Annotated in this window: 24 protein-coding genes; 13 read left to right on the top strand and 11 right to left on the bottom strand. The window is 68.5% G+C overall.

Going from position 1 to position 25,157, the window contains the following annotated elements; all coding sequences use genetic code 11:
* The first annotated feature begins 81 nt into the window (after nucleotides 1-81).
* The 3 genes from ACZ56V_RS14900 (at nucleotide 82) to ACZ56V_RS14890 (ending at nucleotide 2,485) form a co-directional block, all read left to right on the top strand.
* On the top strand, nucleotides 82-987 hold the full coding sequence (locus ACZ56V_RS14900) for a LysR family transcriptional regulator (protein ID WP_468942416.1): 906 nt from the start codon (nucleotides 82-84) through the stop codon (nucleotides 985-987).
* Nucleotides 988-1,057: 70 nt separating this feature from the next.
* Nucleotides 1,058-1,540, top strand: a complete 483-nt coding sequence (locus ACZ56V_RS14895) for an NUDIX hydrolase (protein WP_398911363.1) — start codon at nucleotides 1,058-1,060, stop codon at nucleotides 1,538-1,540.
* A gap of 78 nt (nucleotides 1,541-1,618) precedes the next feature.
* Nucleotides 1,619-2,485 (top strand): GNAT family N-acetyltransferase, encoded by an 867-nt coding sequence (locus tag ACZ56V_RS14890; RefSeq protein ID WP_398911365.1) that lies wholly within the window; start codon nucleotides 1,619-1,621, stop codon nucleotides 2,483-2,485.
* Between the two features lie 37 nt (nucleotides 2,486-2,522).
* Here ACZ56V_RS14890 and ACZ56V_RS14885 read toward each other — a convergent pair whose 3' ends face one another.
* Nucleotides 2,523-2,942 (bottom strand): heme-binding protein, encoded by a 420-nt coding sequence (locus ACZ56V_RS14885; RefSeq protein ID WP_398911367.1) that lies wholly within the window; start codon nucleotides 2,940-2,942, stop codon nucleotides 2,523-2,525.
* A gap of 119 nt (nucleotides 2,943-3,061) precedes the next feature.
* Entirely contained in the window at nucleotides 3,062-4,273 is a 1,212-nt protein-coding gene (locus ACZ56V_RS14880; RefSeq protein WP_468942412.1) for an MFS transporter, read from the bottom strand.
* A 140-nt stretch (nucleotides 4,274-4,413) separates the two neighbouring features.
* Between ACZ56V_RS14880 and ACZ56V_RS14875 the strand changes: the two genes are divergently transcribed.
* Together ACZ56V_RS14875 and ACZ56V_RS14870 are read left to right on the top strand one after the other, a co-directional pair.
* Nucleotides 4,414-4,878 (top strand): MarR family winged helix-turn-helix transcriptional regulator, encoded by a 465-nt coding sequence (locus ACZ56V_RS14875; RefSeq protein WP_468942409.1) that lies wholly within the window; start codon nucleotides 4,414-4,416, stop codon nucleotides 4,876-4,878.
* A 20-nt stretch (nucleotides 4,879-4,898) separates the two neighbouring features.
* Nucleotides 4,899-5,351 carry a GNAT family N-acetyltransferase gene (locus ACZ56V_RS14870; RefSeq protein ID WP_467378720.1) on the top strand — a complete coding sequence of 151 codons (453 nt, stop codon included), beginning with the start codon at nucleotides 4,899-4,901 and terminating at the stop codon, nucleotides 5,349-5,351.
* A gap of 82 nt (nucleotides 5,352-5,433) precedes the next feature.
* Here the strand turns inward: ACZ56V_RS14870 and ACZ56V_RS14865 are convergent, their stop codons facing one another.
* Both ACZ56V_RS14865 and dnaB read right to left on the bottom strand, forming a co-directional pair.
* Nucleotides 5,434-6,819, bottom strand: a complete 1,386-nt coding sequence (locus ACZ56V_RS14865; protein ID WP_398911372.1) for a serine hydrolase domain-containing protein — start codon at nucleotides 6,817-6,819, stop codon at nucleotides 5,434-5,436.
* 93 nt (nucleotides 6,820-6,912) lie between these two features.
* Entirely contained in the window at nucleotides 6,913-8,388 is a 1,476-nt protein-coding gene (dnaB, locus tag ACZ56V_RS14860; RefSeq protein WP_468942405.1) for a replicative DNA helicase, read from the bottom strand.
* A 459-nt stretch (nucleotides 8,389-8,847) separates the two neighbouring features.
* Here dnaB and ACZ56V_RS14855 point away from each other — a divergent pair, with 459 nt between their 5' ends.
* Nucleotides 8,848-10,185, top strand: a complete 1,338-nt coding sequence (locus ACZ56V_RS14855; RefSeq protein WP_468942402.1) for an MATE family efflux transporter — start codon at nucleotides 8,848-8,850, stop codon at nucleotides 10,183-10,185.
* 142 nt (nucleotides 10,186-10,327) lie between these two features.
* Here ACZ56V_RS14855 and rplI read toward each other — a convergent pair whose 3' ends face one another.
* The 4 genes from rplI to rpsF all read right to left on the bottom strand — a co-directional run bounded on the left by rplI (nucleotide 10,328) and on the right by rpsF (nucleotide 12,043).
* On the bottom strand, nucleotides 10,328-10,774 hold the full coding sequence (rplI, locus tag ACZ56V_RS14850) for a 50S ribosomal protein L9 (RefSeq protein WP_052836805.1): 447 nt from the start codon (nucleotides 10,772-10,774) through the stop codon (nucleotides 10,328-10,330).
* Between the two features lie 18 nt (nucleotides 10,775-10,792).
* Nucleotides 10,793-11,029, bottom strand: a complete 237-nt coding sequence (rpsR, locus tag ACZ56V_RS14845; RefSeq protein WP_003949403.1) for a 30S ribosomal protein S18 — start codon at nucleotides 11,027-11,029, stop codon at nucleotides 10,793-10,795.
* A gap of 46 nt (nucleotides 11,030-11,075) precedes the next feature.
* On the bottom strand, nucleotides 11,076-11,672 hold the full coding sequence (locus ACZ56V_RS14840) for a single-stranded DNA-binding protein (RefSeq protein WP_052836804.1): 597 nt from the start codon (nucleotides 11,670-11,672) through the stop codon (nucleotides 11,076-11,078).
* Nucleotides 11,673-11,752: 80 nt separating this feature from the next.
* Entirely contained in the window at nucleotides 11,753-12,043 is a 291-nt protein-coding gene (gene rpsF / locus ACZ56V_RS14835; RefSeq protein ID WP_077798159.1) for a 30S ribosomal protein S6, read from the bottom strand.
* A 276-nt stretch (nucleotides 12,044-12,319) separates the two neighbouring features.
* Between rpsF and ACZ56V_RS14830 the strand changes: the two genes are divergently transcribed.
* From ACZ56V_RS14830 to ACZ56V_RS14820, 3 genes are all read left to right on the top strand, one after another.
* Nucleotides 12,320-12,625: a hypothetical protein gene (locus ACZ56V_RS14830; RefSeq protein ID WP_115743109.1), complete on the top strand. Its 306-nt coding sequence runs from the start codon at nucleotides 12,320-12,322 to the stop codon at nucleotides 12,623-12,625.
* A 137-nt stretch (nucleotides 12,626-12,762) separates the two neighbouring features.
* On the top strand, nucleotides 12,763-13,884 hold the full coding sequence (gene femX, locus ACZ56V_RS14825) for a peptidoglycan bridge formation glycyltransferase FemX (RefSeq protein WP_468942397.1): 1,122 nt from the start codon (nucleotides 12,763-12,765) through the stop codon (nucleotides 13,882-13,884).
* A 61-nt stretch (nucleotides 13,885-13,945) separates the two neighbouring features.
* Nucleotides 13,946-14,977, top strand: coding sequence for an alanine racemase (locus ACZ56V_RS14820; protein ID WP_104633781.1), 1,032 nt, complete (start codon nucleotides 13,946-13,948; stop codon nucleotides 14,975-14,977).
* Between the two features lie 75 nt (nucleotides 14,978-15,052).
* Here ACZ56V_RS14820 and ACZ56V_RS14815 read toward each other — a convergent pair whose 3' ends face one another.
* Together ACZ56V_RS14815 and ACZ56V_RS14810 are read right to left on the bottom strand one after the other, a co-directional pair.
* Nucleotides 15,053-16,561 carry a glycosyltransferase family 87 protein gene (locus tag ACZ56V_RS14815; protein WP_398911752.1) on the bottom strand — a complete coding sequence of 503 codons (1,509 nt, stop codon included), beginning with the start codon at nucleotides 16,559-16,561 and terminating at the stop codon, nucleotides 15,053-15,055.
* 125 nt (nucleotides 16,562-16,686) lie between these two features.
* Complete coding sequence (locus ACZ56V_RS14810; protein ID WP_398911378.1) at nucleotides 16,687-19,071, bottom strand: transglycosylase domain-containing protein; 2,385 nt, start codon at nucleotides 19,069-19,071, stop codon at nucleotides 16,687-16,689.
* A 664-nt stretch (nucleotides 19,072-19,735) separates the two neighbouring features.
* On the opposite strand from ACZ56V_RS14810, the gene ACZ56V_RS14805 reads away from it, so the two are divergent.
* The 4 genes from ACZ56V_RS14805 (at nucleotide 19,736) to ACZ56V_RS14790 (ending at nucleotide 23,534) form a co-directional block, all read left to right on the top strand.
* Nucleotides 19,736-20,413: a PadR family transcriptional regulator gene (locus tag ACZ56V_RS14805; protein WP_356366758.1), complete on the top strand. Its 678-nt coding sequence runs from the start codon at nucleotides 19,736-19,738 to the stop codon at nucleotides 20,411-20,413.
* A 44-nt stretch (nucleotides 20,414-20,457) separates the two neighbouring features.
* Nucleotides 20,458-21,540, top strand: a complete 1,083-nt coding sequence (locus ACZ56V_RS14800) for an inositol-3-phosphate synthase (RefSeq protein WP_356366760.1) — start codon at nucleotides 20,458-20,460, stop codon at nucleotides 21,538-21,540.
* 79 nt (nucleotides 21,541-21,619) lie between these two features.
* Entirely contained in the window at nucleotides 21,620-22,897 is a 1,278-nt protein-coding gene (locus tag ACZ56V_RS14795) for an MFS transporter (protein WP_468942392.1), read from the top strand.
* Nucleotides 22,898-23,003: 106 nt separating this feature from the next.
* A complete protein-coding gene (locus tag ACZ56V_RS14790; protein ID WP_398911382.1) occupies nucleotides 23,004-23,534 on the top strand; it encodes an LppU/SCO3897 family protein in 531 nt (176 codons plus the stop codon).
* A gap of 74 nt (nucleotides 23,535-23,608) precedes the next feature.
* Here the strand turns inward: ACZ56V_RS14790 and ACZ56V_RS14785 are convergent, their stop codons facing one another.
* Nucleotides 23,609-25,054: a CCA tRNA nucleotidyltransferase gene (locus ACZ56V_RS14785; RefSeq protein ID WP_398911384.1), complete on the bottom strand. Its 1,446-nt coding sequence runs from the start codon at nucleotides 25,052-25,054 to the stop codon at nucleotides 23,609-23,611.
* Between the last annotated feature and the right edge of the window lie 103 nt (nucleotides 25,055-25,157).

Below are 25,157 nucleotides of genomic sequence, written 5' to 3'. Positions count from 1 at the left end.
GAGCGACAGCGACCTATCGACTTATTTATAGTTGGGCACGGCCGGGAGGCTGGGGAAGAACAGAAGAGGGGACGGGTTTCCGTGGATCTGGCCTTGCTCCGCACCTTCGTCACCGTGCACCGGGCCGGTTCCTTCACTCGCGCGGCCGCTCTGCTCGGCCTCTCCCAGCCCGCTGTCACCTCCCAGATCCGCACGCTGGAGCGTCAGCTCGGCCGCCCGCTGTTCCTCCGACAGGCCCGCGGCGTGACCCCGACGACCATCGGCGACGAACTCGCCCACAAGACCGCACCGCATCTCGACGCGCTGGTGGAGATCACCGAGACGGGGGTGACGGACGACTCCGCCTTGCGCACCCTGCATCTGGCCGGACCGCCCGAGTTCACCGCCGAACGGGCGCTGCCCGCGCTCACCGAACTCACCGGCGAGGACGGCCGGGCCCTCGCTCTGCGCGCCTCGTTCGGGAACGCCGAGGACACTTTGGACGGCTTGGCCGCCGGGCATCACGATCTGGCCATCGGCACGGCTCGCCCTCGCGGCACGCTGCTCACGGCCACACCGCTCTGCGACGAGGTGCACGTCCTGGTCGCGGCGCCTGACTGGGCGGAGCGTGCGGGTGTCGAAAGCCTCCGCGACACCGATGCGTCCGCTCTCCAGCACGTCCCCGTGGTCGAAGTGCACGAGTCACTGCCCTTCGTCGCCCGCTACTGGGCCTCCGTCTTCGACGCCCGGCCATCCGCCCCGGCCGCGGTCGTCGCCCCCGATCTGCGTGCGGTTCTCGCCTGCGCGGTCGCGGGTGCGGGACTCGCCGTCCTGCCCCGCTATCTGTGCGCGGAGGCGCTGGAGCGCGGGGAGGTCGTCACCCTGCACGACCCACCGGTGCCGCCGCTGCGGACGTACTTCCTGGTGGTGCGCACCGGCACGTTGGCGATGTCGCACATCGCCCGGGCCCACGAGTGGCTGCTGCGCGCGGCCGCCGACTGGAACTGAGTCGGCGCATACACGGACCGGGCGCGCCTCACGATGTTTCACGTGGAACCAGCCGGGCCACATTTCTCCCATGACCGTCCGACCCGTGGTCAAGCGCACCGCTCGCGCCGTCCTGCTGGACGACGACCACCTGATCCTGATCAAGCGGACCAAGCCCGGTGTCGATCCGTACTGGGTCACTCCCGGCGGCGGGGTGGAGCCGGACGACACCACCGTCGTGGACGCCCTGCACCGTGAGGTGTACGAGGAACTCGGCGCCAAGATCAGCGACGTGGTGCCCTGCTTCGTGGACACCGTGGAGCACATCGGCGAGGACGCCGAGACGACCGGCGTGAAGGTGCAGCACTTCTTCGTCTGTCACCTGGAATCCATGGACCCGTCCCTGCGGCACGGCCCCGAGGTCGACGAGCCCGCCGGTGAGTACGAGATCGTCAGAGTGCCGTTCACCCGGGTCGGGATCGCCTCCGTCCACCTCGTGCCACTGTCGCTGCGGCATTACTTGGACGGCAACATCGAGGGTGTGCATGCCCTGCACGCCCCCGACCTCGGCTGAACCGACATGGCCGAAAGCCCGCATGTTCCACGGGAAAGAGGTGGACGCGGACGGTCAGGGTCGGACAGCCTGACCTGCGTGCCGACACCTTTCCTCATCTCTGCTCCGATCCGCCGTCTGACGCTCCGCGATCTCACCGCCTGCGCCGACCTGTCCGAGGACCGGGGGTGGCTGCGCGAGGAGCACAAGTGGGGATTCCTCCTCACGGCCGGCAAGGGGTACGGCATCGACGACCCCGGCGGCGGTCTCGTCGCCGCCTGCACCGTCACCGAGTACGGACCGCAGGAGCGCCCCGCACTCGCCGCCATCGGCATGGTGCTGGTGGCCGAGCGGCACGCCCGCCAGGGCGTCGGACGCCGGCTGATGCGCCACGTCGTCTCCGGCCTGGGCACCGTTCCGCTGACCCTGCACGCGACACCGTACGGCCGGCCGCTCTACGAGGAGCTCGGCTTCAAGGTGACGGGCGGGGCGGAGATGGTGCGCGGCCGTTTCATGCCGGGCGGGCAGGAACCGAAGGCCGTCACTCGCGCGGCCACCGCCGAGGACCTCACCACGATCCTCCGGCTCGACGAGGACGTCTTCGGCGCCGACCGCACCCACATCGTCACGCGCCTGCCCGCCTTCGCCGACCAGTTGCGCGTCGCCGAGGAGGACGGCCGGATCATCGGGTACGCCGCGGCCTGGCCGAACATGGACACCCACGTGGTGGGCCCGCTGATCGCCCGTGACACAGAGACGGCCAAGGCCCTGATCGGCTCGCTCGCCGCCCGCACCGACCGACCGCTGCGCACGGACATCGACGTACGGCACAAGGAACTGCTCGCGTGGGTGAAGGAGCGCGGCCTCTCCGAGGTCGCCCCCAACGCGGTCATGACCTACGGGATCACCGAGCTCCCCGGGGACTGGTCCCGGCGCTTCGCGCCGCTGACGGTCGCGGCCGGCTGACGCCCGGACGGTCCGCGCCGTCAGTCTCGGGCGCGGGTCAGGCGAGCGCCCGCACGGCGGCCGAGGCGAAGCCGTGGTCCTGCTCGGGGGCGCCGCCGCCCACCCCGATCGCGCCGATCAGCCGGCCCTCCCGGTGCAGGGGCACGCCGCCCGCGATGAACAGCAGCGGCCGGTCGAGAGCGGTGGGCAGAGTGTGGAAGAGGCCTCCGGGCTGCACCGCGTCGACGAGGTCAGCGGTGGGAGCGTTCAGCTGGAGCGCCGTGTAGGCCTTGCGCGTGCTGGTCTCGCCGGAGATCAGCACGGCGCGGTCGTCGCGCCGGAAGGCGAGCAGGTGGCCCCCGGCGTCGAGGACCGTGACGCTGACGGTGACGCCGGCCGCCTCGGCGGCGCGGTGGGCCGCGGTGACCAGTTCTCCGGCGTCCTGGATCGTCAGCGGGGCGACAGCGGTGGTGCTCATGGGTCTTCTCCTTGGTCGTGCCGAGTGGTGCGGTGCCTCGGTGGTCGCCGAGGCGGTGGGGGCCGGAGGGCACGGAGACGGCTCTGGCTCCATGTCCCACGGGCGCGGAGGTGGGTTGTTCAGTGGCGGACGGCTGCGGCTCGCTGCTCGGCGGGCACGGAACCCGCGACGACCGTGCCGGGAGCACTCCCGCGCCGTTCCAGGGCGGCCGAGAGGACGGCGAGGACCAACGCGGCCGCGGCGAGCACGGCGCCGACCCAGTTGGGGGCGGTGTATCCGAAGCCCGCGGCGATGACAACGCCGCCGAGCCAGGCGGAGAGCGCGTTGCCGAGGTTGAAGGCGCCTATGTTCACCGCGGAGGCCAGTGTTGGGGCACCGTGGGCGTGGTCCAGGACGCGCTTCTGCAGCGGGGGGACGGTGGCGAAGCCCAGGGCCCCGATCAGGACCACGGTCACGGCGGACGCGATCTTGTTGTGTGCGGTGAGGGTGAAGAGGGCCAGTACGACGGACAGGGCGCCCAGGGAGATGTACAGCATGGGCATCAGGGCACGGTCGGCGAACCGGCCGCCGACGAGGTTGCCGCCGACCATGCCGAGGCCGAAGAGGACCAGCAGCCAGGTGACCGAGCCGTCGGCGAAGCCCGCGACATGGGTCATCATCGGCGCGATGTAGGTGATGGCCGCGAAGACCCCGCCGAAGCCGAGGACGGTCATGGCCATCGCGAGCAGGACCTGCACGTTCTTGAACGCGGCCATTTCGTGACGCAGCCGCACGCCTTCGGCCTTGGGCACGTCGGGGACCAGCTTGGCGACTCCGGCCAGGCCGACGACCCCGAGCGCGGCGACGACGGCGAAGGTGACGCGCCAGCCGGCGGACTGCCCGATCAGCGTGCCCAGCGGTACACCGACGACATTGGCGACGGTCAGGCCGGTGAACATCATCGCGATGGCGCCGGCCTTCTTGTGCGGAGCGACCAGACCGGCCGCGACGACCGATCCGATGCCGAAGAAGGCGCCGTGGGCGAGCGAGGCGACCACGCGGCCGATCAGCATGACGGAGAAGGCGGGCGCGAGGGCGGAGACCAGGTTGCCGACGATGAACAGGCCCATCAGCAGCATCAGCATCCGCTTGCGCGGAACCCTGGTGCCGAGCACGGTCATCAGCGGGGCGCCGAACATCACGCCGAGCGCGTATCCGGTCACCAGGTAGCCGGCGGTGGGGATGGAGACCCCGTAGTCGCTCGCGACCTCGGGCAGCAAGCCCATGATCACGAACTCGGTCGTTCCGATCCCGAAGGCCCCGATCGCGAGGGCCAGAAGCGCGAGAGGCATGGAGGGGTACACCTTCCCAGATAATTGCAGGAGCGCTTTACGTTCGTCCACAATAATTGCAGACGCGGGCAATATGCAAGCGACGACAATTGCGGAGCTGGTCTACCCTGGTCTCAGCCGCTCCTGGACGGAGGAACCACATGACAGCGACGGACCCCGCGCTCACCGCCCTCTCCCAGGGCTGGTGCGCCCTTTCCCTGCTGCACGGGAGGATCGAGGCACACATCGAGCGCACTCTGCAGGCCGGGCACGACCTGAGCGTGCGCGAGTACTCCCTGCTCGACGTGCTCAGCCGGCAGCACGACGGCGACGGGGGGCATCTGCAGATGAAGCAGGTCGCCGACGCCGTCGTCCTCAGCCAGAGCGCGACCACCCGGCTGGTCACCCGGCTCGAAGACCGGGGCCTGCTCGAGCGCTACCTGTGCCCCACCGATCGGCGAGGCATCTACACCAACGTCACCGCGACGGGCCTGCAACTGCTGGACGAGGCGCGGCCCACCAATGACGCCGCCCTGCGCGAGGCCCTCGACGAGGCGGCCACCAACCCCGACCTGGCCCCGCTGGTGCGGGCGGTGGAGACCCTGAAGGCGCCGGTGCCCGCCTAGAGCGGTTCTAGAGTGCGGTCATGGGAGATCTCGAAATACGCCCCACCACGGCCGAGGACATCCCGGCGGTCGTCGCGATGCTCGCCGACGACCCGCTGGGCGCACAGCGCGAATCACCGGACGATCTGGGGCCGTACCTGGCCGCGTTCGAACGACTCAGGGCCGATCCGAACCAGCAGCTGGTGGTGGCGGTCCGCGACAACCGTGTCGTCGGCACGCTCCAGCTGACGATCGTCCCGGGACTGTCCCGACGCGGCGCCGTCCGTTCGATCGTCGAAGGGGTACGCATCCACGGCGACGAACGCGGCAGCGGACTGGGCACACAGCTCATCGAATGGGCGATCGACGAATCCCGGCGGCAGGGATGCCACCTGGTACAGCTCACCTCCGACAAGACCCGTACCGATGCTCACCGCTTCTATGAGCGTCTCGGCTTCACGGCCTCGCACACGGGCTTCAAGCTCCAGCTCTGAGGGCAGGGCCCCGTTACCGCCCTCAACGGGCGGAGGCGGCCCTGTTTCACGTGAAACAGGGCCGCTTCCACAGGGGCGGCCGCTAGCCGATCCCCCGCCATCCCTCCGGGTCCACTCCGCCCGGCACAGCGGTGCCCTCCTCGTACGGCTGACGCGTGAAGACGAACGATCCGAGGTCCAGGTGGCTCACGGTTCCGTCCGGACGCCTCACCACACGCAGCGACTCGCCCGCGTAGTACCCCTCCAGTCCCGTCCAGCTGCCGTCACCGTTCAGCCGGAAACGTGAGCGGCGCCCCTGGCCCGACAGCGGTCCCAGGGAGACTCCTCCGTCGGACGTCAACCGCAGGGCGAAGGCGTGTGTCCCCCAGTACCACTGCCCCGCCAACTCCAGTACGGAGGAGTCGACCTCTCGCAGTGGCCGCCACGGTTCGGGGATGCGGGGCTCCGCCTCGGCGACGATGCGCACGAGGTCGGCCCCGACCCCGGCGAGCAGTGGACCGGAGGTGCAGTTGGTCAGGACGACCGCGGCCACGTCGTCCTCCACCCCGATGGTGAGGTTGGCCAGGAAGCCCGGCAGGGAGCCGGAGTGCCCCACGAGCAGCCGCCCGCCCTGGCTCTGGACCTGCAGGCCCAGTCCGTAAGCCGCGCCGTCCACGACGTCCGCGGCCTCGACCGGAGCGGCGGGCGCCCGCATCTCCCGCACGGTCTCCGCCCCGAGCACCCTGTCGTCCCCCTGTGTCAGAAAGACGGCGAACCGCGCCAAGTCCCCCGTGGTGGACCACAGCTGGCCGGCCGGGGCCATCCGCCCGAGGTCCTCGGCGGGCTCCGCCAGCATCACATCGGCCCAGGGATGCACCGCCCAGCCGCCGGCATGCGGGGCACTGGGCCGGGTGGCCGTACGCTCCAGCCCCAGCGGGTCCAGCACTTCCCGCTGCAGCACCTCTTCCCACGGAGCGCCCCGCAGCTTCTCGACCAGTGCGCCGAGCAGGGTGTAGCCGGGGTTGGAGTAGTGGTGGCGGCGGCCCACCGGGTGCAACAGCGGCCGTTCGCCCAGCACATCGGCCAGCTCAGGGCGCATGGAGCCCGGCGTCCGCTCCCACCAGGGCGCCGGTGACTCGGCGGCCAGCCCGCCCGAGTGCGCGAGCAACTCGGCGATCGTGGCCTCCCCCACGCCGGTGCCCGGCAGGTGCTTCTCCAGTGGATCCCCGAGGTCGAGTCGGCCCTCGTCGCGCAACCGAAGGACCAGGACCGCGGTGAACGTCTTGGTGATCGAGCCGATCCGGTACTGCACGTTCTCGTCCGGACCGTGCCCGTCGACCGAGGTCCGCGCACCGTGCCACACGGTCCGCCCGCCCCGGACCACCGCCGCGACGAGCGACGGCGTACGCCCTTCGGCCTGGGCCACGGCGATCCGGTGCGTCAACGCCCGGCGGGTGGCGGGGAGCAGCTCTTCCTGAGGTGTCGTCATGTGCCCAGTCCACCGGCCGGGACACCTCACGTCGAGCCGATTTCCCCGTGGCACCGTTCCGTTCAGGGAGAAGGAAGCACACCTGGCTGGCTGTCAGGTCTGGGCCATGTCCACGAAGCGCGAGTAGTGGCCCTGGAAGGCGACCGTGATGGTCGCCGTCGGGCCGTTACGGTGCTTGGCCACGATCAGGTCCGCCTCGCCCGCGCGCGGCGACTCCTTCTCGTAGGCGTCCTCACGGTGCAGCAGGATGACCATGTCCGCGTCCTGCTCGATCGAGCCGGACTCACGCAGGTCGGAGACCATGGGCTTCTTGTCGGTGCGCTGCTCCGGACCACGGTTGAGCTGGGAGAGCGCGATGACCGGGATCTCCAGCTCCTTCGCCAGGAGCTTGAGGTTACGGGACATGTCGGAGACCTCCTGCTGACGGCTCTCGGCACGCTTCGAACCGCCGGACTGCATCAGCTGGAGGTAGTCGATGACGACCAGCTTGAGGTCGTTGCGCTGTTTGAGACGACGGCACTTGGCGCGGATCTCCATCATCGACAGGTTCGGGGAGTCGTCGATGTAGAGCGGCGCGGCCGACACGTCGGGCATCCGGCGCGCCAGCCGAGTCCAGTCGTCGTCCGTCATCGTGCCCGACCGCATGTGGTGCAGCGCGACGCGGGCCTCGGCGGACAGCAGTCGCATCGCGATCTCGTTGCGTCCCATCTCGAGCGAGAAGATGACGCTTGGCAGGTTGTTCTTGATCGAGGCGGCCCGCGCGAAGTCCAGCGCGAGGGTCGACTTGCCCATCGCGGGACGTGCGGCGATGACGATCATCTGCCCGGGGTGCAGGCCGTTGGTCAGCGAATCGAAGTCCGTGAAGCCCGTCGGCACACCGGTCATCTCGCCGCTGCGCGACCCGATCGCCTCGATCTCGTCGAGCGCGCCCTCCATGATGTCGCCGAGCGGCAGATAGTCCTCGCTGGTGCGCTGCTCGGTGACGGCGTAGATCTCGGCCTGGGCGCGGTTGACGATCTCGTCGACGTCGTCGTCGGCCGCGTATCCCATCTGTGTGATCCGGGTACCGGCCTCCACCAGGCGGCGCAGGACCGCCCGCTCGTGCACGATCTCCGCGTAGTACGCGGCGTTCGCGGCCGTCGGCACGGTCTGGACGAGGGTGTGCAGATACGAGGCGCCGCCGACCTTGTTGATCTCACCGCGCTTGGTGAGTTCGGCGGCGATCGTGATGGGGTCGGCCGGCTCGCCCTTGGCGTAGACGTCGAGGATGGCCTGGTAGACCGTCTCGTGGGCCGGCTTGTAGAAGTCGTGGCCCTTGAGGATCTCGACGACGTCGGCGATGGCGTCCTTGGACAGGAGCATCCCGCCGAGGACGGACTGCTCGGCGTCCAGGTCCTGCGGCGGCACCCGCTCGAACGCGGCACCCCCGCCGTCCCATCCGTTGTCCGGGCCGCGCTCGTGCTGCTCGTCCCGGCTGCGGCCCCCGTCATCGCGGCGGAGGGAAGCAGGCAGACGATCACTGGGGCCGCTGTCGGCCCACGGGTCGTCCAAGGGCTCGGAAATGCTCACCGAGCCACCTCCTCCCGTCCGCCGAGCGGACCTCGCCGTGCCCCTCATTTCTACGGCACGGCACTGACAAATAAGACGCCCAACTCCGGTTCTGGCGCGTCGGTTTTGTGACGGTTCACCGGCCGACGGACGGAGCGGGCGCCGGATAACCGTAGGCCCGCGGGCACCGTCAGCCAATCTGGTTATCCACAGGCCATGTGGACGACTGGCCAGATGCTGTGGAGAACTCCGTCAAACCTGTGCACGAGCCGGTGGACAGCCCTGTGAACAAGCCCGCACCCCAACCCAGGAAGTGCGCCTGAACTGCGCTTTTACCGTCCACCGCCTGTGCAGAAGAAAAACTTGCCCGGTCGGATCAAGATCCTTTCGAACCGTACCCAGAAGTCCACGGGGTGAGAGTGAACGTAAGGGTCGTCCAAGCTTTGCATCTCTTACCTGTGGACGATTAGATTGGTGCTCATGACACAGGCCCCCGCGCGTACCCGGACCGTCCGGCGTCGGCACGATCGAGAGATCGTCGCGCTGGCAGTCCCGGCCTTCGGCGCGCTCGTCGCCGAGCCCCTTTTCGTCATGGCCGACAGTGCCATCGTCGGCCATCTCGGGACCGCTCAGCTCGCCGGACTCGGCATCGCCTCGGCCCTGCTCACCACAGCCGTCAGCGTTTTCGTCTTTCTCGCCTACGCCACCACCGCGGCCGTCTCCCGGCGCGTCGGCGCGGGGGACCTGCAGGCAGCGATCCGCCAGGGAGTGGACGGCATCTGGCTCGCACTGCTGCTCGGCGCCGCCGTCATCGCGGTCGTGCTGCCCACGGCCCCCTCTCTCGTGGAACTCTTCGGCGCCTCCGACACCGCGGCCCCCTATGCCACCACCTATCTGCGGATCTCCGCCCTCGGCATCCCCGCCATGCTCGTCGTGCTCGCCTCGACCGGTGTGCTGAGGGGACTGCAGAACACCCGGACCCCCCTCTATGTGGCCGTGTCCGGCTTCGTCGCCAACGCCGTCCTCAATGTCGTGCTCGTCTACGGCGCCGGGCTCGGCATCGCGGGTTCCGCATGGGGCACCGTCATCGCTCAGTGCGGCATGGCCGCGGTCTATCTGTGGGTGGTCATCCGCGGAGCCCGACGGCACGGCGCCTCCCTGCGCCCGGACGTGGCCGGGATCAGGGCCTCCGCCCAGGCCGGGATGCCGCTGCTCGTGCGCACGCTTTCCTTGCGGGCCATTCTCATGATCGCAACGGCCGTGGCGGCCCGACTCGGCGACGCCGACATCGCCGCGCATCAGATCGTGCTGTCCCTGTGGAGCCTGCTCGCCTTCGCTCTCGACGCCATCGCCATCGCCGGGCAGGCCATCATCGGGCGCTATCTGGGCGCGGACGACGCCCAGGGGGCGCGCGACGCCTGCCGCAGAATGGTGGAGTGGGGCGTCGCTGTCGGGGTCGTACTGGGTCTGCTCGTGGTGCTGTCCCGTCCGGCGTTCCTGCCCCTGTTCACCGGCGACTCCTCGGTCAAGGACGCCGCGCTGCCCGCTCTGGTGATCGTGGCCGTCGCACAGCCGATCTGCGGCGTGGTCTATGTCCTGGACGGTGTCCTCATGGGCGCGGGCGACGGTCCCTACCTTGCCTGGGCCATGCTGCTGACCCTGGTGGTCTTCACTCCCGCGGCGCTTCTCGTCCCGACGCTCGGTGGTGGGCTCACCGCGCTGTGGGCAGCCATGACGCTGATGATGGCGATGCGTCTGGTGACGCTGTGGCTGCGTACCCGATCGGGTCGCTGGATCGTCACGGGCGCGACGCGCTGACCGTTTCACGTGAAACGGCGAAGGGCGACGTTCCACGTGAAACACGGCTGCGAACCAACACGGTCACGAGCACGGCCACAAAAAGGGGCCGCATCCCCGACGGGAGATGCGGCCCCTCTCATCGCTTCAGCGAGAGCAGTGCTCAGGCAGCGACGACCTCGATGCTGACCTTGGCGTCAACCTCGGGGTGCAGACGCACGGACGTCTCGTGGGCGCCCAGGGTCTTGATCGGCGAACCCAGCTCAATGCGACGCTTGTCGACCTCGGGACCACCGGCGGCCTTGATCGCCGAAGCGACGTCGGCCGGGGTGACGGAGCCGAAGAGACGACCGGCGTCGCCGGAGCGGACGGCCAGACGGACCTTCACACCCTCGAGCTGGGCCTTCACCTGGTTGGCCTGCTCGATGGTCTGGATCTCGTGGATCTTGCGAGCACGACGGATCTGCTCGACGTCCTTCTCGCCACCCTTGGTCCAGCGGATCGCGAACTTCCGCGGGATCAGGTAGTTGCGAGCGTAACCGTCCTTGACGTCGACGACGTCGCCCGCGGCACCGAGGCCAGTGACCTCGTGGGTGAGGATGATCTTCATGTTTCGGTCACCCTTCCCTTATCGCGCGGTGGAGGTGTAGGGCAGCAGCGCCATCTCACGGCTGTTCTTCACGGCCGTGGCGACGTCACGCTGGTGCTGGGTGCAGTTGCCGGTCACGCGGCGGGCACGGATCTTGCCGCGGTCGGAAATGAACTTCCGCAGCATGTTCGTGTCCTTGTAGTCCACGTACGTGACCTTGTCCTTGCAGAATGCGCAGACCTTCTTCTTCGGCTTGCGCACAGGCGGCTTAGCCATGATGTTTCTCCTGTGTGATCAAGAAGTGTGGGTAGAGCCCGTGCCCTTAGAAGGGGGGCTCGTCCGAGTAGCCGCCACCGCCGCCGGAGCCACCGCCCCAGCCGCCGCCACCCTGGCCGCCACCGCCCTGCTGGCCACCGGCGGGAGCACCACCGGTCGCCCAGGGGTCGTCGGCCGGAGCGCCGCCGCCCTGCTGGCCGCCACCGGGGCCGCCGCCCCAGCCGCCGCCACCCTGGCCGCCACCGCCGCCGTAACCGCCCTGGCCTCCGCGGCCCTGGCCCGAGGTCTTGGTGACCTTGGCCGTGGCATTGCGGAGGCTGGCGCCGACCTCGTCGACGTCCAGCTCGTAGACCGTGCGCTTGACGCCCTCACGGTCCTCGTAGGACCGCTGCTTCAGCCGGCCCTGCACGATGACGCGCATGCCTCGCTGGAGCGACTCGGCGACGTTCTCCGCCGCCTGGCGCCAGACCGAGCAGGTGAGGAACAGGCTCTCGCCGTCCTTCCACTCGTTCGTCTGGCGGTCGAAGGTGCGGGGAGTCGACGCGACGCGGAACTTCGCGACGGCCGCACCGGACGGGGTGAAGCGCAGCTCGGGGTCGTCGACAAGATTGCCGACGACCGTGATGACGGTCTCGCCTGCCATGGGGAACCTCTCGGCGGGTTTGCTGCTCTGGCTGCTTGGTTGCTGCTACTCGAATCCCGGGATCAGCTGAGCGGGAAGGCTCAGTGCATCTCGGGACGGAGGACCTTGGTCCGGAGGACCGACTCGTTCAGGTTCATCTGGCGGTCGAGCTCCTTGACGACCGCAGGCTCGGCCTGCAGGTCGATGACCGAGTAGATGCCCTCGGGCTTCTTCTTGATCTCGTACGAGAGACGACGACGGCCCCAGGTGTCGACCTTCTCGACCTTTCCGCCGCCATCACGGACGACAGAGAGGAAGTTCTCGATCAGCGGGGAGACAGCGCGCTCCTCGAGATCGGGGTCGAGGATGACCATCACCTCGTAGTGACGCATGTGGAACCCACCTCCTTTGGACTCAACGGCCACGGTCGTTCCGTGGCAGGAGGGTTGCGATGCGTTCGCACCGGCATCAACGAGTAAACCAGGGCCCACTGACAATCGGGCCTCCTCCGAGGAGGCGGCCCGGCCGTGGTCGGCAACAGACACCGGTGCGGAAGGTACAGCGTACCCGGCTGTCGCCCTGCGGTTGAAATCCGGCCCCTAGGGGACACAATCGGTAGTCAGGGAAGTGAGGGCTAAAACACACTGCCCTTCGGCAGGAGGTTCTCCATGGCACAGATCATGCGACCCGCCAGGCCCCGGACCGGCCTGCTGGCCACCGACGGCAAACGACACCCTCTCCAGGACGCGCTCCTGGCCGTGACCGTGGTGCTGGGCGTGCTCGCCCTGGCCACCGCGAGCTTCCGTGGACTGCACGTCCTGACCTCCTGGGCGGGGCTGCTCGGTGTACTGACCGGCGGATACGGTCAGTACGTGTCCGAGACGACACGGGAGCGCTTCGGCCTGGTACTGGGACTCGGCGCCTCCGCACTCGGTCTGTTCTTCGGCATCTACCACGGTGGGCTCGTCGGCTGACCCACGCCGCCGGCCGCCCGCCGGACAAGCCCTTCCGGCCGTACGCCGGACGGGGCGCTCACAGGGCGCAGTAGGCTTCGCGCGAGAGCCGGAGCCCCTGTACCCATGGGGACACACCAGCCCGAGGAGCGCCCCGAATGAGCCTGACCCTGAGGACCATCAGTCGCGAGCAGCATCTGGCGTACGTCCAGAGTCTGCCGGCGGCGAGTCACATGCAGGTCCCGGCATGGGCGGACGTCAAGGCGGAGTGGCGCTCGGAGAACCTCGGCTGGTTCGACGACCGGACCGGTGAGCTGGTCGGTGTGGGTCTCGTCCTCTACCGGCAGCTGCCCAAGATCAAGCGTTACCTCGCCTACCTGCCCGAGGGCCCGGTCATCAACTGGTTCGCGCCGAACCTCCAGGACTGGATGGAGCCGATGCTGGCGCACCTCAAGCAGCAGGGCGCCTTCTCCGTGAAGATGGGTCCGCCGGTGATCATCCGTCGCTGGGACGCGACGTCCATCAAGAAGGGCATCCAGGACCCCGACGTCAAGCGCCTGCGGGACATAGAGGCGGACCACATCGAGCCGCGCGCCTTCGAGGTGGCCGACAAGCTGCGCCGCATGGGCTGGCAGCAGGGCGAGGACGGCGGCGCCGGTTTCGGTGACGTGCAGCCCCGCTACGTCTTCCAGGTGCCACTGGCCAACCGCTCCCTGGAAGACGTCCACAAGAACTTCAACCAGCTGTGGCGCCGCAACATCAAGAAGGCCGAGAAGGCCGGTGTCGAGGTCGTCCAGGGTGGCTACCACGACCTCGAGGAGTGGCAGCGCCTGTACGAGATCACGGCCGTGCGCGACCACTTCCGGCCGCGTCCGCTGTCGTACTTCCAGCGCATGTGGGCGGCCCTCAACAACGAGGACCCCAACCGCATGCGGCTGTACTTCGCCCGGCACAACGGGGTGAACCTGTCGGCGGCGACCATGCTGGTCGTCGGCGGGCACGTCTGGTACTCCTACGGCGCCTCCGACAACATCGGCCGCGAGGTCCGGCCGTCGAACGCCATGCAGTGGGCCATGCTCCGGGACTCCTACGCGCTGGGCGCCACCGTCTACGACCTGCGCGGCATCTCCGACTCGCTGGACGAGAGCGACCACCTCTTCGGCCTGATCCAGTTCAAGGTGGGTACGGGCGGTCAGGCTGCCGAGTACCTCGGCGAGTGGGACTTCCCGCTGAACAAGCTGCTCCACAAGGCGCTCGACATCTACATGTCGCGCCGCTGACCGCACAGCCCATCCCCGATCCGCACCTCTGACAGCCACGAGAAAGGTTCCAGGTCCGGCCATGGCGCTCACGCTCTACGTCGACACCGCGCGCTGGCGGGCGCACCACAAGCACGTGCAGGAGCAGTTCCCCGGGCTGGTCCCGGTCTGCAAGGGCAACGGCTACGGATTCGGCCACGAGCGGCTGGCGGAGGAGGCCACGCGGCTGGGCTCGGACGTGCTGGCCGTCGGCACCACCTACGAGGCCGCTCGCATCAAGGACTTCTTCGGCGGTGACCTGCTGGTCCTGACGCCGTACCGGCGCGGTGAGGAACCCGTACCGCTGCCCGACCGGGTCGTGCGCTCGGTCTCCTCCATCGACGGCGTGTACGGCCTGGTGGGCGCGCGCGTGGTCATCGAGGTGATGTCCTCGATGAAGCGGCACGGCATCAGCGAGCAGGACCTGCCGCAGTTGCACGCCGCCATAGAGAACGTCCGGCTGGAGGGCTTCGCCATCCACCTGCCGCTGGACCGTACCGACGGCTCGGACGCCGTCGAGGAGGTCATCGGCTGGATGGACCGGCTGCGGGCGGCCCGGCTGCCGCTGCACACCATGTTCGTCAGCCATCTCAAGGCCGACGAACTGGCCCGGCTGCAGCAGCAGTTCCCGCAGACCCGCTTCCGCGCCCGGATCGGCACCCGGCTGTGGCTGGGGGACCACGAGGCCACCGAGTACCGCGGTGCGGTCCTGGACGTCACGCGTGTCACCAAGGGCGAGCGTTTCGGCTACCGGCAGCAGAAGGCAGCCTCGGACGGCTTCCTGGTGGTCGTGGCGGGCGGTACGTCGCACGGGGTGGGGCTGGAGGCCCCGAAGGCGCTGCACGGCGTCATGCCGCGCGCCAAGGGTGTCGCCCGGGCCGGCCTCGCCACGGTCAACCGGAATCTCTCGCCGTTCGTCTGGAGCGGCAAGCAGCGCTGGTTCGCCGAGCCACCGCACATGCAGGTGTCGATCCTGTTCGTGCCCTCGGACGCGTCGGAACCCAAGGTGGGTGACGAGCTGGTGGCCCATCTGCGGCACACCACCACCCAGTTCGACCGCATCCTCGATCGCTAGCCGGCGGGCCGTACCCGCGAAAAGGCCGTACACGACGCCTTCGTGATCCTCGTGTACGGCCTTTCACACGTTCACTCAGAGCGACCCGTTCGGCTGACGGCCCTTGCCCCAGTGCACCTGCGGCCCTTCGAAGTGGGCCACGGGCTGCTCGGGCCGAGCCGCGGGGCCCAGGACGAAGACGTCCTCCGCGCCGTCCAGTACACCACCCGACGGGTCGTCGTCGCCCGTCCGCCGGACCGGGTCCCTGTCCGGCATCAGGATGTCGCGCACCACCATGGCGCAGAAGAACAGCGTTCCCAGCAGGTGCAGGCCGATGGCCCAGTGGTAGCCGTCCGTCGGCAGACCCTTGTGAGCGTCGCCGCTGGTCGTGTACGCCAAGTACATCCAGATGCCGAGGAAGTACGCCACCTCGCACGCCTGCCAGATCAGGAAGTCCCGCCACTTCGGCCGGGCCAGCGCGGCCAGCGGCACCAACCAGAGCACGTACTGCGGTGAGTAGACCTTGTTGGTGAGAATGAACGCCGCGACGATCAGGAAGGCGAGCTGGGCGAACCGCGGCCGCCGGGGCGCGGTCAGCGTGAGTGCCGCGACGGCGCCGCAGCACAGCAGCATGAGAAGCGTGGCGAGGGTGTTGACGGTCTCGGTGCTGAGCGGGGTGTCGGAGTTCTGCCCCAGGATCAGCCAGAAGGACCCGAAGTCCACGCCGCGTTCCTGACTGAACGTATAGAACTTCGACCAGCCGTCGAAGGCGTAGAGCATCACCGGCAGGTTCACCACGAGCCAGGCGCCGGCCGCACCTCCCAGCGCTGTTCCGAACGCCCGCCATTTGCCCGCGCGCCAGCACAGCACGAGCAGGGGGCCGAGGATCAGGAAGGGATAGAGCTTGGCTGCCGTGGCCAGGCCCAGCAGCACGCCGAAGGCCAGCGGACGCTCTCGGGACCACATGAGGACGGCGGCGGCCGTCAGGGCGACCGCCAACAGGTCCCAGTTGACGGTGGCCGTCAGCGCGAAGGCAGGGGCCAGAGCGACCAGCAGACCGTCCCAGGGGCGCCGCGTGTGCGTGCGGGTCACGCAGATGGCGATCACAACCGCACAGACCATGAGCATCCCGGCGTTGACCATCCAGTACCACTGCTCCTGGTCCTGGATGGTGCCGCTGCCCGGCGTGAGCCAGGACGCGACCTCCATGAACAGGCCGGTCAGGACGGGGTACTCCAGGTACTCCATGTCGCCGGGGAGCTTGTCGAAGTACGGCACGAGTCCGTCGACGAACCCGCGGCCCTGGTAGAGGTGCGGGATGTCCGAGTAGCACGCGTGCGTGTACTGGGAACTGGCTCCGAAGAACCACGCACCGTTGTAGCAGGGCGCTTTCTGGACCAGTCCTAGGGCGAACATGCCGATCGCTACGAGCGCGATCACCCGCACGGGGGTCCACCAGGAGGTGCCGAGCAGGACGCGTCGGCCCAGCGGACCGCCGATCAGCTCGCTGCCTGCTGCGGCGACCGTGTCCTCCCTGGTCGGCCGCACCCGGTCCGGCTCGTGCACGCTCGCTGGCGTCGATTCTGCACTGGGCATGGGGCACATCCTGCCGTACGCGCCTGGGAACACGCCGGGGCCGCCGCACCCTCAAGGATGCGGCGGCCCCTGTTTCACGTGAAACTTGCGGGTGTTTCACGTGAAACACCCATTATCGGCGACTCCGGAACAAGCTAGCCGTTCGGGCCCAAGATGCTGTTGCCACGGCTGTTTCCGTTGCTGTCGCCGTCTCCCTCCGTCTCGCTGGCCGAGGGTGAAGGCGATTGGCTTCCCTCCGAGCCGCCTGGGCCATTGCCCCCGTTGCCGTTGCCGGCGTTGCTCCCGTCATCGCAGTTCCATTCCCAGACACCGCAGGTCTCGGTCGCAGAAGGAGAAGGACTGGGCCCTGTGTCACTGGGCGACGGCGACGGCGACGGGCTGGTCTCCTCGGTCTCGGAAGCAGAGGGGGAGGGGGAGGGCGTGGGGGTCGGCGACGGGGTGTCGTTGATGACCTCGCCGATGGGCTCCGGCTTCGGGAACTTCTCCACCTTCATGCCCTTGACCGCATCGGACATGTAGTCCTGCCAGATCGTGGACGGGAAGGAGGCACCGTGGATCTTCTTCTCGCCACCGGTTCCGAACATCTCCAGGAACGTGCGGTCCTTGATGGTCTCGTCGTCCGGGTAGCGGTACATGCTGATCGCGGTCGACAGCTGCGGGGTGTAGCCGACGAACCAAGCAGACTTGTTGCCGTCGGTGGTACCCGTCTTGCCGGCCACCTCACGACCGGGCAGCTGGGCGTTGGAGCCCGTTCCCTTCTCGACGACGGTCTTCAGGACATCCGTCACGTTGTCCGCGACCTTCGCCGTGAACGCTTGCTTCTCCTCGACCTTGTGCGTGTAGATCGTGCCGTCCTTGCTCGTCACCTTCGTGACGGAGAACGGCTCGCGCTGCTTGCCGCTGTCCGCGAAGGTGGCGTACGCGCCCGCCATGCGGATGGCGCTCGGGTCCGAGACACCGATGGAGAAGGACGGGTAACCGGAGCCGGCCAGGCTGTCCTCCAGGAGCCCCGCGTCCACGGCGGACTCCTTCACCTTGTCCAGGCCGACGTCCATGCCGAGCTGCACGAAGGCGGAGTTCACCGACTCCCGCATCGCCTCACGGAGGTCGATCTTGTAGTCCGGCGGGTTACCGACGTTGTCCTGACCGTCGTTCTCCTGACGCCACTGCTCGCCCTTCTCGTTCTCCCAGATCGACCCGTCATAGTTATTGATCTTGAGGTCGTTCTTGCCGCTGTAGAGGCTCTTCGGGGAGACGACGGTGCGCTCGTCCTGGGCCTGGACCGGACCGAGGTCCGGGTCGCGCACACCCCACTTCATCGCGGCCGCGAGCACGAACGGCTTGAACGTCGAACCGACCTGGGCACCGGTCACGTCCGCGTTGTTGGTGAAGTGCTTGGTGGCGTCCTCACCGCCGTAGATGGCCTTGATGGCCCCGGTCTGGGTGTCGATCGAGGCGCCGCCGAACTGGACGTCGGTGTCCGTCTTGGGGCGTTTCTTGGGGTCGATCTTCTCCTTGTAGACCTTCTGGACCGCCTTCTCGAGCTCGTCGACCTTCTTCTTCTCGAAGGTCGTGTAGATCGAGTAGCCGCCCTTCTCCAGCTGCTGCTCCGTCACCTCGCCGCTCCTGACCACGGAGGCCTTGGCGAGCCTGACGAGGTAGCCGATCTGACCGCCCAGATTCGCGTTCGACTGCGGGTTCTGCGTGGTGGGGAGCTCGGTGTACTTGGCCCGTTCCGTCTGGCTCAGATGCCCGTACTCCACCATCTTGTCGAGGGTGTCCTGCATCTGGGACAGGGCCCGCTTCTTGTTGGCGTCGGGCGTGGCCGCCGGGTCGATCCCGATCGAACCCGCCGGGTCGTAGTAGGTGGCGCCCTTGAGCACCGCCGACAGGAAGGCGCACTGCCCCGGATTGAGGTCGACGGCGTCGACGTTGAAGTACGCCCGTGCGGCCGCCTGGACGCCGTAGGCGCCGCGGCCGTAGTAGGCGGAGTTCAGGTAGCCCTCGAGGATGTCGTCCTTGGAGACGTCGGTACCGACCTTGATCGAGACGAAGATCTCCTTGACCTTGCGGGAGATCGTCTGCGACTGGTCGTTGAGCATCGCGTTCTTCACGTACTGCTGGGTGATGGTGGAGCCACCCTGCGTCTCACCGCCCTTGGCCATGTTGAACACGGCGCGGGCGATGCCCTTGGGGTCGATGCCGCTGTCGGTGTAGAACGTCTTGTTCTCCTGCGAGATGACGGCGTTGCGCATCGCCTTCGGGATCTGCGAGAGATTGACGTTCTGGCGGTTGCGGTCACCGCCCGTGGCCACCATCTGGGTGTTGTCGGCCCAGTAGTAGACGTTGTTCTGCGCCTTGGCGGAATCGTCGACGACCGGGACGCTCACCATGGCGTACGCAAGGCCGGCGGCACCGACCAGGCAGCCGATGAAGGCGATGCACAGCCCGGAGACGAGCCTCCAGGACGGCACCCAGCGGTGCCACCCGTCCTTGTCGTGACGCGGGTAGTCGATCATCCGCTTCTTGCCGGGCGCCGCGGCGCGTCCTCGCCCAGGCCCTGCCGAGCCGCCGGGTGCCCCTCGCCGGCCACCGCGGCCCGGCTCGGCCGCTCTGCGACGGCCACCCCCGCTCCGCTGTGCCGCGCGCCGGGCCTCGGCTCGGCTCCCGTACGCGCGCTCCTCGTTCTCCGGACCGTACGAGCCGGACGGAGACCCTGTGGCGCCTCGCGGTGCCGCACGGCGGCCGGAGGACGAGCCGGACTGACCGCGTCGGGCCGCGGCACGTCCGCCTCCCTGCGGCTGCGGCGGTTTGCGACGGTGCTCGCTCATCGAACGACTACTCCTCGGGCAGGCGCACCTTTGCGCGCCTGGTAAAGGCGGCTGGTTTCCGGTCCCCCCGAAGTACGGATGCGGCCCCTTCCGCATTCACCCGTACTGCACCGGGGACAGGGACGCCCCCAGACGTCACTCGGTTCCCGGTGGTTTGCATGGCGCACACACTACGCACCGTCAAAACCCCCGCGGCCCGAAGTTCACCTCAAATCAGGCAACTTGCTCGCGATGAAACCCTGATGTGATCCCGTTCACCAGTTCCCCTCTTGTCGCACGCAGAAGCTCGTTCTATCGTGCTGATGTATCGACTCGATACATCAGCGCGGCATAAGGGCGAGAGGAGGCGACGATGAGCCGGAGATCCGGCATCCTCGAGTTCGCCGTACTCGGCCTGCTCCGCGAGTCCCCGATGCACGGCTACGAGCTGCGTAAACGGCTCAACACGTCACTGGGTGTGTTCCGGGCGTTCAGCTACGGGACGCTCTACCCCTGCCTCAAGACGCTGGTCGCCAACGGCTGGTTGATCGAGGAACCGGGGAACGTCGGCGAGGCCGCCGCTTCCCTCACGGGACGCCGCGCCAAGATCGTCTACCGGTTGACGGCCGACGGTAAGGATCATTTCGAGCAGCTCCTCTCACAGACGGGCCCAGACGCCTACGAGGACGAGACCTTCGCCGCTCGCTTCGCGTTCTTCGGGCAGACGTCGCGTGACGTACGCATGCGCGTGCTCGAGGGCCGGCGCAGCCGGCTGGAGGAGCGCCTGGAGAAGATGCGGGCCTCCCTGGCGCGCACCCGGGAGCGACTCGACGACTACACGCTTGAGCTCCAGCGCCACGGAATGGAGTCCGTGGAGCGCGAAGTGCGCTGGCTGAACGAGCTCATCGAGAGCGAGCGGGCGGGGCGGGACCTCAGAGGTTCCGCCGCCGAGGAGACCGCTCAACAGGACACGACATCTGGAGCGACGGGCGGCCTGCCCCGGCCGGGGGACGACCCCCGGCCGGATACGCCCGGCGACACCGCCACGTGAGCGCCCAGTCAGGGCCTCACTCGTACACACAGGGAGCAACCGGAATGGGTTCGGTTCGCGTAGCCATCGTCGGTGTGGGCAACTGCGCCGCATCGCTGGTGCAGGGCGTCGAGTACTACAAGGACGCCGACCCGGCGGCCAAGGTCCCCGGCCTGATGCACGTCCAGTTCGGCGACTACCACGTCAGTGACATCGAGTTCGTCGCCGCCTTCGACGTGGACGCCAAGAAGGTCGGCCTGGACCTCGCGGACGCCATCGGCGCCTCCGAGAACAACACCATCAAGATCTGCGACGTGCCGAACACCGGCATCCAGGTCCAGCGCGGCCACACGCACGACGGTCTCGGCAAGTACTACCGCCAGACCATCGAGGAGTCCGCCGAGGCGCCGGTCGACATCGTGCAGGTCCTCAAGGACAAGCAGGTCGACGTGCTCGTCTGCTACCTGCCCGTCGGTTCCGAGGTCGCGGCGAAGTACTACGCCCAGTGCGCCATCGACGCCAAGGTCGCCTTCGTCAACGCCCTCCCGGTCTTCATCGCCGGCACCAAGGAGTGGGCGGACAAGTTCACCGAGGCCGGCGTCCCGATCGTCGGCGACGACATCAAGTCGCAGGTGGGCGCCACCATCACGCACCGCGTCATGGCGAAGCTGTTCGAGGACCGGGGCGTCGTCCTGGACCGCACGATGCAGCTGAACGTCGGCGGCAACATGGACTTCAAGAACATGCTCGAGCGCGAGCGCCTGGAGTCCAAGAAGATCTCCAAGACGCAGGCGGTCACCTCCCAGATCCCCGACCGCGACCTGGGTGCGGACAACGTCCACATCGGCCCGTCCGACTACGTCGCCTGGCTGGACGACCGCAAGTGGGCGTACGTCCGCCTTGAGGGCCGCGCCTTCGGTGACGTACCGCTGAACCTGGAGTACAAGCTCGAGGTCTGGGACTCCCCGAACTCGGCCGGTGTCATCATCGACGCCCTGCGCGCCGCGAAGATCGCCAAGGACCGCGGCATCGGCGGCCCGATCCTGTCGGCGTCGAGCTACTTCATGAAGTCCCCGCCGGTCCAGTACTTCGACGACGAGGCCCGCGCCAACGTCGAGAAGTTCATCGCGGGCGAGGTCGAGCGCTGAGCAGTCGCTGACCCCGGTCTGCCGAGGGTCCCCGGGTCGCATGACCCGGGGACCTTTCCCGTATGTGAGGCTGTGCCCCATGGCCGTCGTCCGTGACCTGCGCGTCCTGCTGCGTCTGAAGGGGTTTCGGCGCCTGCTCGCCGTTCGTCTGCTCTCCCAGGGAGCCGACGGTGTCTACCAGGTCGCGCTCGCCACCTACGTCGTCTTCTCCCCGGAGAAACAGACCTCGCCCGCCGCGATCGCCTCCGCGATGGCGGTGCTGCTGCTTCCGTACTCCCTGGTGGGTCCCTTCGCCGGGGTCCTCCTCGACCGCTGGCGCCGCCGCCAGGTCTTCCTCTACGGCAACCTGCTGCGCGCCGTGCTGGCCTCGGTGACCGCGGTGCTGATGATCGCCTCCGTCCCCGACTGGCTCTTCTACGTCTCGGCCCTCTGCGTCACGGCCGTCAACCGCTTCGTCCTCGCGGGCCTGTCCGCCGCGCTGCCCCGGGTGGTCGACGCCGAACGCCTGGTGATCGCCAACTCGCTCTCCCCGACGGCCGGCACCCTGGCCGCCACCGCGGGCGGCGGCCTCGCCTTCGTCGTGCGCCTCGTGGTCTCGGACTCCGACGCCGCCGTGGTGCTGCTCGGCGCCGTCCTCTACCTGTGCGGAGCACTGGCGTCGCTGCGGATCGCCGTGGACCTGCTGGGTCCCGACCCGGCACGCGTACCGCCCAGGCTGACCTCGGCGCTCACCGGCACGGCCCGCGACCTGGTGGCGGGCGTGCGTCACCTCGCCGCACCCGCCCGCCGGGAGGCGGGCTGGGCGCTCGCGGGCATGACGCTGATGCGGTTCTGCTACGGCGCCCTGCTGGTCATGCTGCTGATGCTGTGCCGGTACTCCCTGACCTCGGAGACGGAGGAGGGGCTCGCCCTGCTGGGGCTGGCGCTGGGGGTGTCCGGAGCGGGCTTCTTCGCGGCTGCGGTGGTCACCCCCTGGGCGGCGGGACGGCTGGGGCCCGGTCTCTGGATGGCCGCGTGCGCGACGGTCGCCACCGTGCTGGTACCGGCGCTGGGCCTGCCGTTCGCCACGGCGCCCCTGCTCGCCGCCGCGTTCGTGCTGGGTCTGACCACACAGGGAGCGAAGATCGCGACCGACACGGTCGTGCAGTCCTCGGTCGACGACACCTTCCGCGGACGGATCTTCTCCGTCTACGACGTGCTGTTCAACGTGGCCTTCGTCGGCGCGGCCGGGGTGGCCGCCCTCATGCTGCCGCCCGACGGCCGGTCGGTACCGCTGGTCATGACGGTCTCCGTGATCTACGGAGTGGTTTCGGCAGCTATGGCCCGGTTTGAGAGCCGACGAGTGTCACATCAGTGACACAGAGCCTCACCGGACTACAGAGTTGTCAGTGGGACCCGGTAGCTTACGTGCGTCTTATCTCGCGGCATGTCCGCGACACGCACCTATTTCAGGGGGACCCCCAGTGACCACCCAGCCGCCGCCTCAGGGCAACCCGTTCGCGCAGAACCCGCCGCAGGCTCCGCAGCAGCCTCAGGGGCAGAACCCCTACGCCCAGGGGCAGCAGCCGGGCTTCCCGCAGCAGGCCGGCCAGCCCGGTCAGCCCGGCTTTCCGCAGCAGGGTGCGCCGTACGCCCCCGTGCCGCCGCAGCCGGCCCGCCGCAAGCCGAGCTTCAAGACGATCAAGAACATCGTCATCGCGGTGGTCGTCGTGGGTGTCGCGGTCGGCGGCTACATCGCCAGTCGGGACGACGCCGACACGGCCGCGGTTGGCGATTGCATGCAGCGCGGCAGCACCAGCGACACCAATCCGGACCTTGAGGTCGTGGACTGCGGGGACGCGAAGGCCAAGTACGTGGTGCTGGCCAAGATTGAAGGATCCTTCTCGGCCCTCACTGCTGAGAGCAAGTGCTCGGAAGCGGCCAAAGACTTCCAGTACTCGTACACCGAAAGTGGCAGCGGCAGCGACTTCCTGCTCTGCCTGAAGGACAAGTAGGGCACGGTCTCCCATCACGAAGGGGCGATGTTTCACGTGAAACATCGCCCCTTCGTCTGTCCGTCACCTCCGGGTCACGACTCCTGATCGGCCCACCATTCCTTCAGCGCCGCCACCGCCGCGTCATGCGTCATCGGCCCGTTCTCCAGACGAAGCTCCAGCAGGTGCTTGTACGCCTGCCCGACGGCTGGTCCAGGGCGGATGCCGAGGATCTCCATGATCTGGTTGCCGTCCAGGTCAGGGCGGATCGAGTCCAGCTCCTCCTGCTGCTGAAGCTGCGCGATCCGTTCCTCCAGACCGTCGTACGCACGGGAGAGGGCCGCAGCCTTGCGCTTGTTGCGCGTCGTGCAGTCCGACCGCGTCAGCTTGTGGAGACGGTCGAGCAGCGGTCCCGCGTCCCGGACATAGCGGCGGACCGCGGAGTCCGTCCACTCACCCGTGCCGTAGCCGTGGAAGCGCAGATGCAGCTCGACCAGGCGTGAGACGTCCTTCACCAGCTCGTTGGAGTACTTGAGCGCGATCATGCGCTTCTTCGTCATCTTCGCCCCGACCACCTCGTGGTGGTGGAACGAAACCCTGCCGTCCTTCTCGAAGCGGCGAGTGCGCGGCTTGCCGATGTCGTGCAGCAGGGCGGCCAGGCGGAGGGTCAGGTCGGGCCCCTCGCTCTCCAGGGCCATCGCCTGCTCCAGGACGATGAGTGTGTGGTCGTAGACGTCCTTGTGCCGGTGGTGCTCGTCACGCTCCAGACGCAGGGCCGGCAGCTCGGGCAGGATCCGCGCGGCGAGGCCCGTCTCCACCAGCAGGCTCAGGCCCTTGCGCGGGTGGGAGGAGAGGATGAGCTTGTTCAGCTCCTCACGGACCCGCTCGGCGGAGACGATGTCGATGCGCTCGGCCATGTCGTGCATGGCCTTGACGACCTCCGGCGCCACCTCGAAGTCGAGCTGCGCGGCGAAGCGCGCGGCCCGCATCATCCGGAGCGGGTCGTCCGAGAACGAGTCCTCGGGGGTCCCGGGAGTACGCAGGACGCGGGACGCGAGGTCGTCGAGGCCGCCGTACGGGTCGATGAACGCCTTCTCCGGGAGCGCGACGGCCATCGCGTTCACCGTGAAGTCACGCCGGACGAGGTCCTCCTCGATGGAGTCGCCGTAGGACACCTCGGGCTTCCGCGAGGTCCGGTCGTACGCCTCCGACCGGTAGGTGGTCACCTCGATCTGCCAGCCGTCCTTCTGTCCCCCGACCGTGCCGAAGGCGATCCCGACCTCCCAGACCGCGTCCGCCCAGGGACGCATGATCTTCAGTACGTCCTGGGGGCGGGCGTCGGTCGTGAAGTCCAGGTCGTTGCCGAGCCGCCCGAGCAAGGCGTCCCGGACCGAACCGCCGACCAGGGCGAGCGAGAACCCGGCCTCCTGGAAGCGGCGGGCGAGATCGTCGGCGACAGGGGAGATCCGCAGCGGCTCACTCACCGTGCGGTGCTGCTCCTGGCTCAGGGCGCTGGGGCTGACTTCGTTGGCGTTCGGCACAACAGGACAGGGTACGTGGCCCGCGCGGAGACAGCCGCCCCCATAAAGCGCGCAACGAATCCCCCGCTTCCGTACCGCTCCCTTTATAGGCGCACATAGCGGG

Source organism: Streptomyces sp. NPDC034099, assembly GCF_055575415.1.
Note: the sequence above shows the minus strand (reverse complement) of the source record. Positions and strands in the feature narration are given on the sequence as shown.

What these genes read in the sequence shown, in the direction of transcription:
- ACZ56V_RS14865 (WP_398911372.1), bottom strand. Translation starts at nt 6,819, where the DNA reads ATGACGACACCTCAGGAAGAGCTGCTCCCCGCCACCCGCCGGGCGTTG.
- ACZ56V_RS14795 (WP_468942392.1), top strand. Translation starts at nt 21,620, where the DNA reads ATGGCCGTCGTCCGTGACCTGCGCGTCCTGCTGCGTCTGAAGGGGTTT.
- ACZ56V_RS14840 (WP_052836804.1), bottom strand. Translation starts at nt 11,672, where the DNA reads ATGGCAGGCGAGACCGTCATCACGGTCGTCGGCAATCTTGTCGACGAC.
- ACZ56V_RS14880 (WP_468942412.1), bottom strand. Translation starts at nt 4,273, where the DNA reads ATGCCTCTCGCGCTTCTGGCCCTCGCGATCGGGGCCTTCGGGATCGGA.
- ACZ56V_RS14870 (WP_467378720.1), top strand. Translation starts at nt 4,899, where the DNA reads ATGGGAGATCTCGAAATACGCCCCACCACGGCCGAGGACATCCCGGCG.
- ACZ56V_RS14885 (WP_398911367.1), bottom strand. Translation starts at nt 2,942, where the DNA reads ATGAGCACCACCGCTGTCGCCCCGCTGACGATCCAGGACGCCGGAGAA.
- ACZ56V_RS14855 (WP_468942402.1), top strand. Translation starts at nt 8,848, where the DNA reads ATGACACAGGCCCCCGCGCGTACCCGGACCGTCCGGCGTCGGCACGAT.
- ACZ56V_RS14800 (WP_356366760.1), top strand. Translation starts at nt 20,458, where the DNA reads ATGGGTTCGGTTCGCGTAGCCATCGTCGGTGTGGGCAACTGCGCCGCA.
- ACZ56V_RS14815 (WP_398911752.1), bottom strand. Translation starts at nt 16,561, where the DNA reads ATGTGCCCCATGCCCAGTGCAGAATCGACGCCAGCGAGCGTGCACGAG.
- rplI (WP_052836805.1), bottom strand. Translation starts at nt 10,774, where the DNA reads ATGAAGATCATCCTCACCCACGAGGTCACTGGCCTCGGTGCCGCGGGC.
- femX (WP_468942397.1), top strand. Translation starts at nt 12,763, where the DNA reads ATGAGCCTGACCCTGAGGACCATCAGTCGCGAGCAGCATCTGGCGTAC.
- rpsF (WP_077798159.1), bottom strand. Translation starts at nt 12,043, where the DNA reads ATGCGTCACTACGAGGTGATGGTCATCCTCGACCCCGATCTCGAGGAG.
- ACZ56V_RS14895 (WP_398911363.1), top strand. Translation starts at nt 1,058, where the DNA reads ATGACCGTCCGACCCGTGGTCAAGCGCACCGCTCGCGCCGTCCTGCTG.
- ACZ56V_RS14875 (WP_468942409.1), top strand. Translation starts at nt 4,414, where the DNA reads ATGACAGCGACGGACCCCGCGCTCACCGCCCTCTCCCAGGGCTGGTGC.
- ACZ56V_RS14830 (WP_115743109.1), top strand. Translation starts at nt 12,320, where the DNA reads ATGGCACAGATCATGCGACCCGCCAGGCCCCGGACCGGCCTGCTGGCC.
- ACZ56V_RS14810 (WP_398911378.1), bottom strand. Translation starts at nt 19,071, where the DNA reads ATGATCGACTACCCGCGTCACGACAAGGACGGGTGGCACCGCTGGGTG.
- ACZ56V_RS14805 (WP_356366758.1), top strand. Translation starts at nt 19,736, where the DNA reads ATGAGCCGGAGATCCGGCATCCTCGAGTTCGCCGTACTCGGCCTGCTC.
- rpsR (WP_003949403.1), bottom strand. Translation starts at nt 11,029, where the DNA reads ATGGCTAAGCCGCCTGTGCGCAAGCCGAAGAAGAAGGTCTGCGCATTC.
- ACZ56V_RS14820 (WP_104633781.1), top strand. Translation starts at nt 13,946, where the DNA reads ATGGCGCTCACGCTCTACGTCGACACCGCGCGCTGGCGGGCGCACCAC.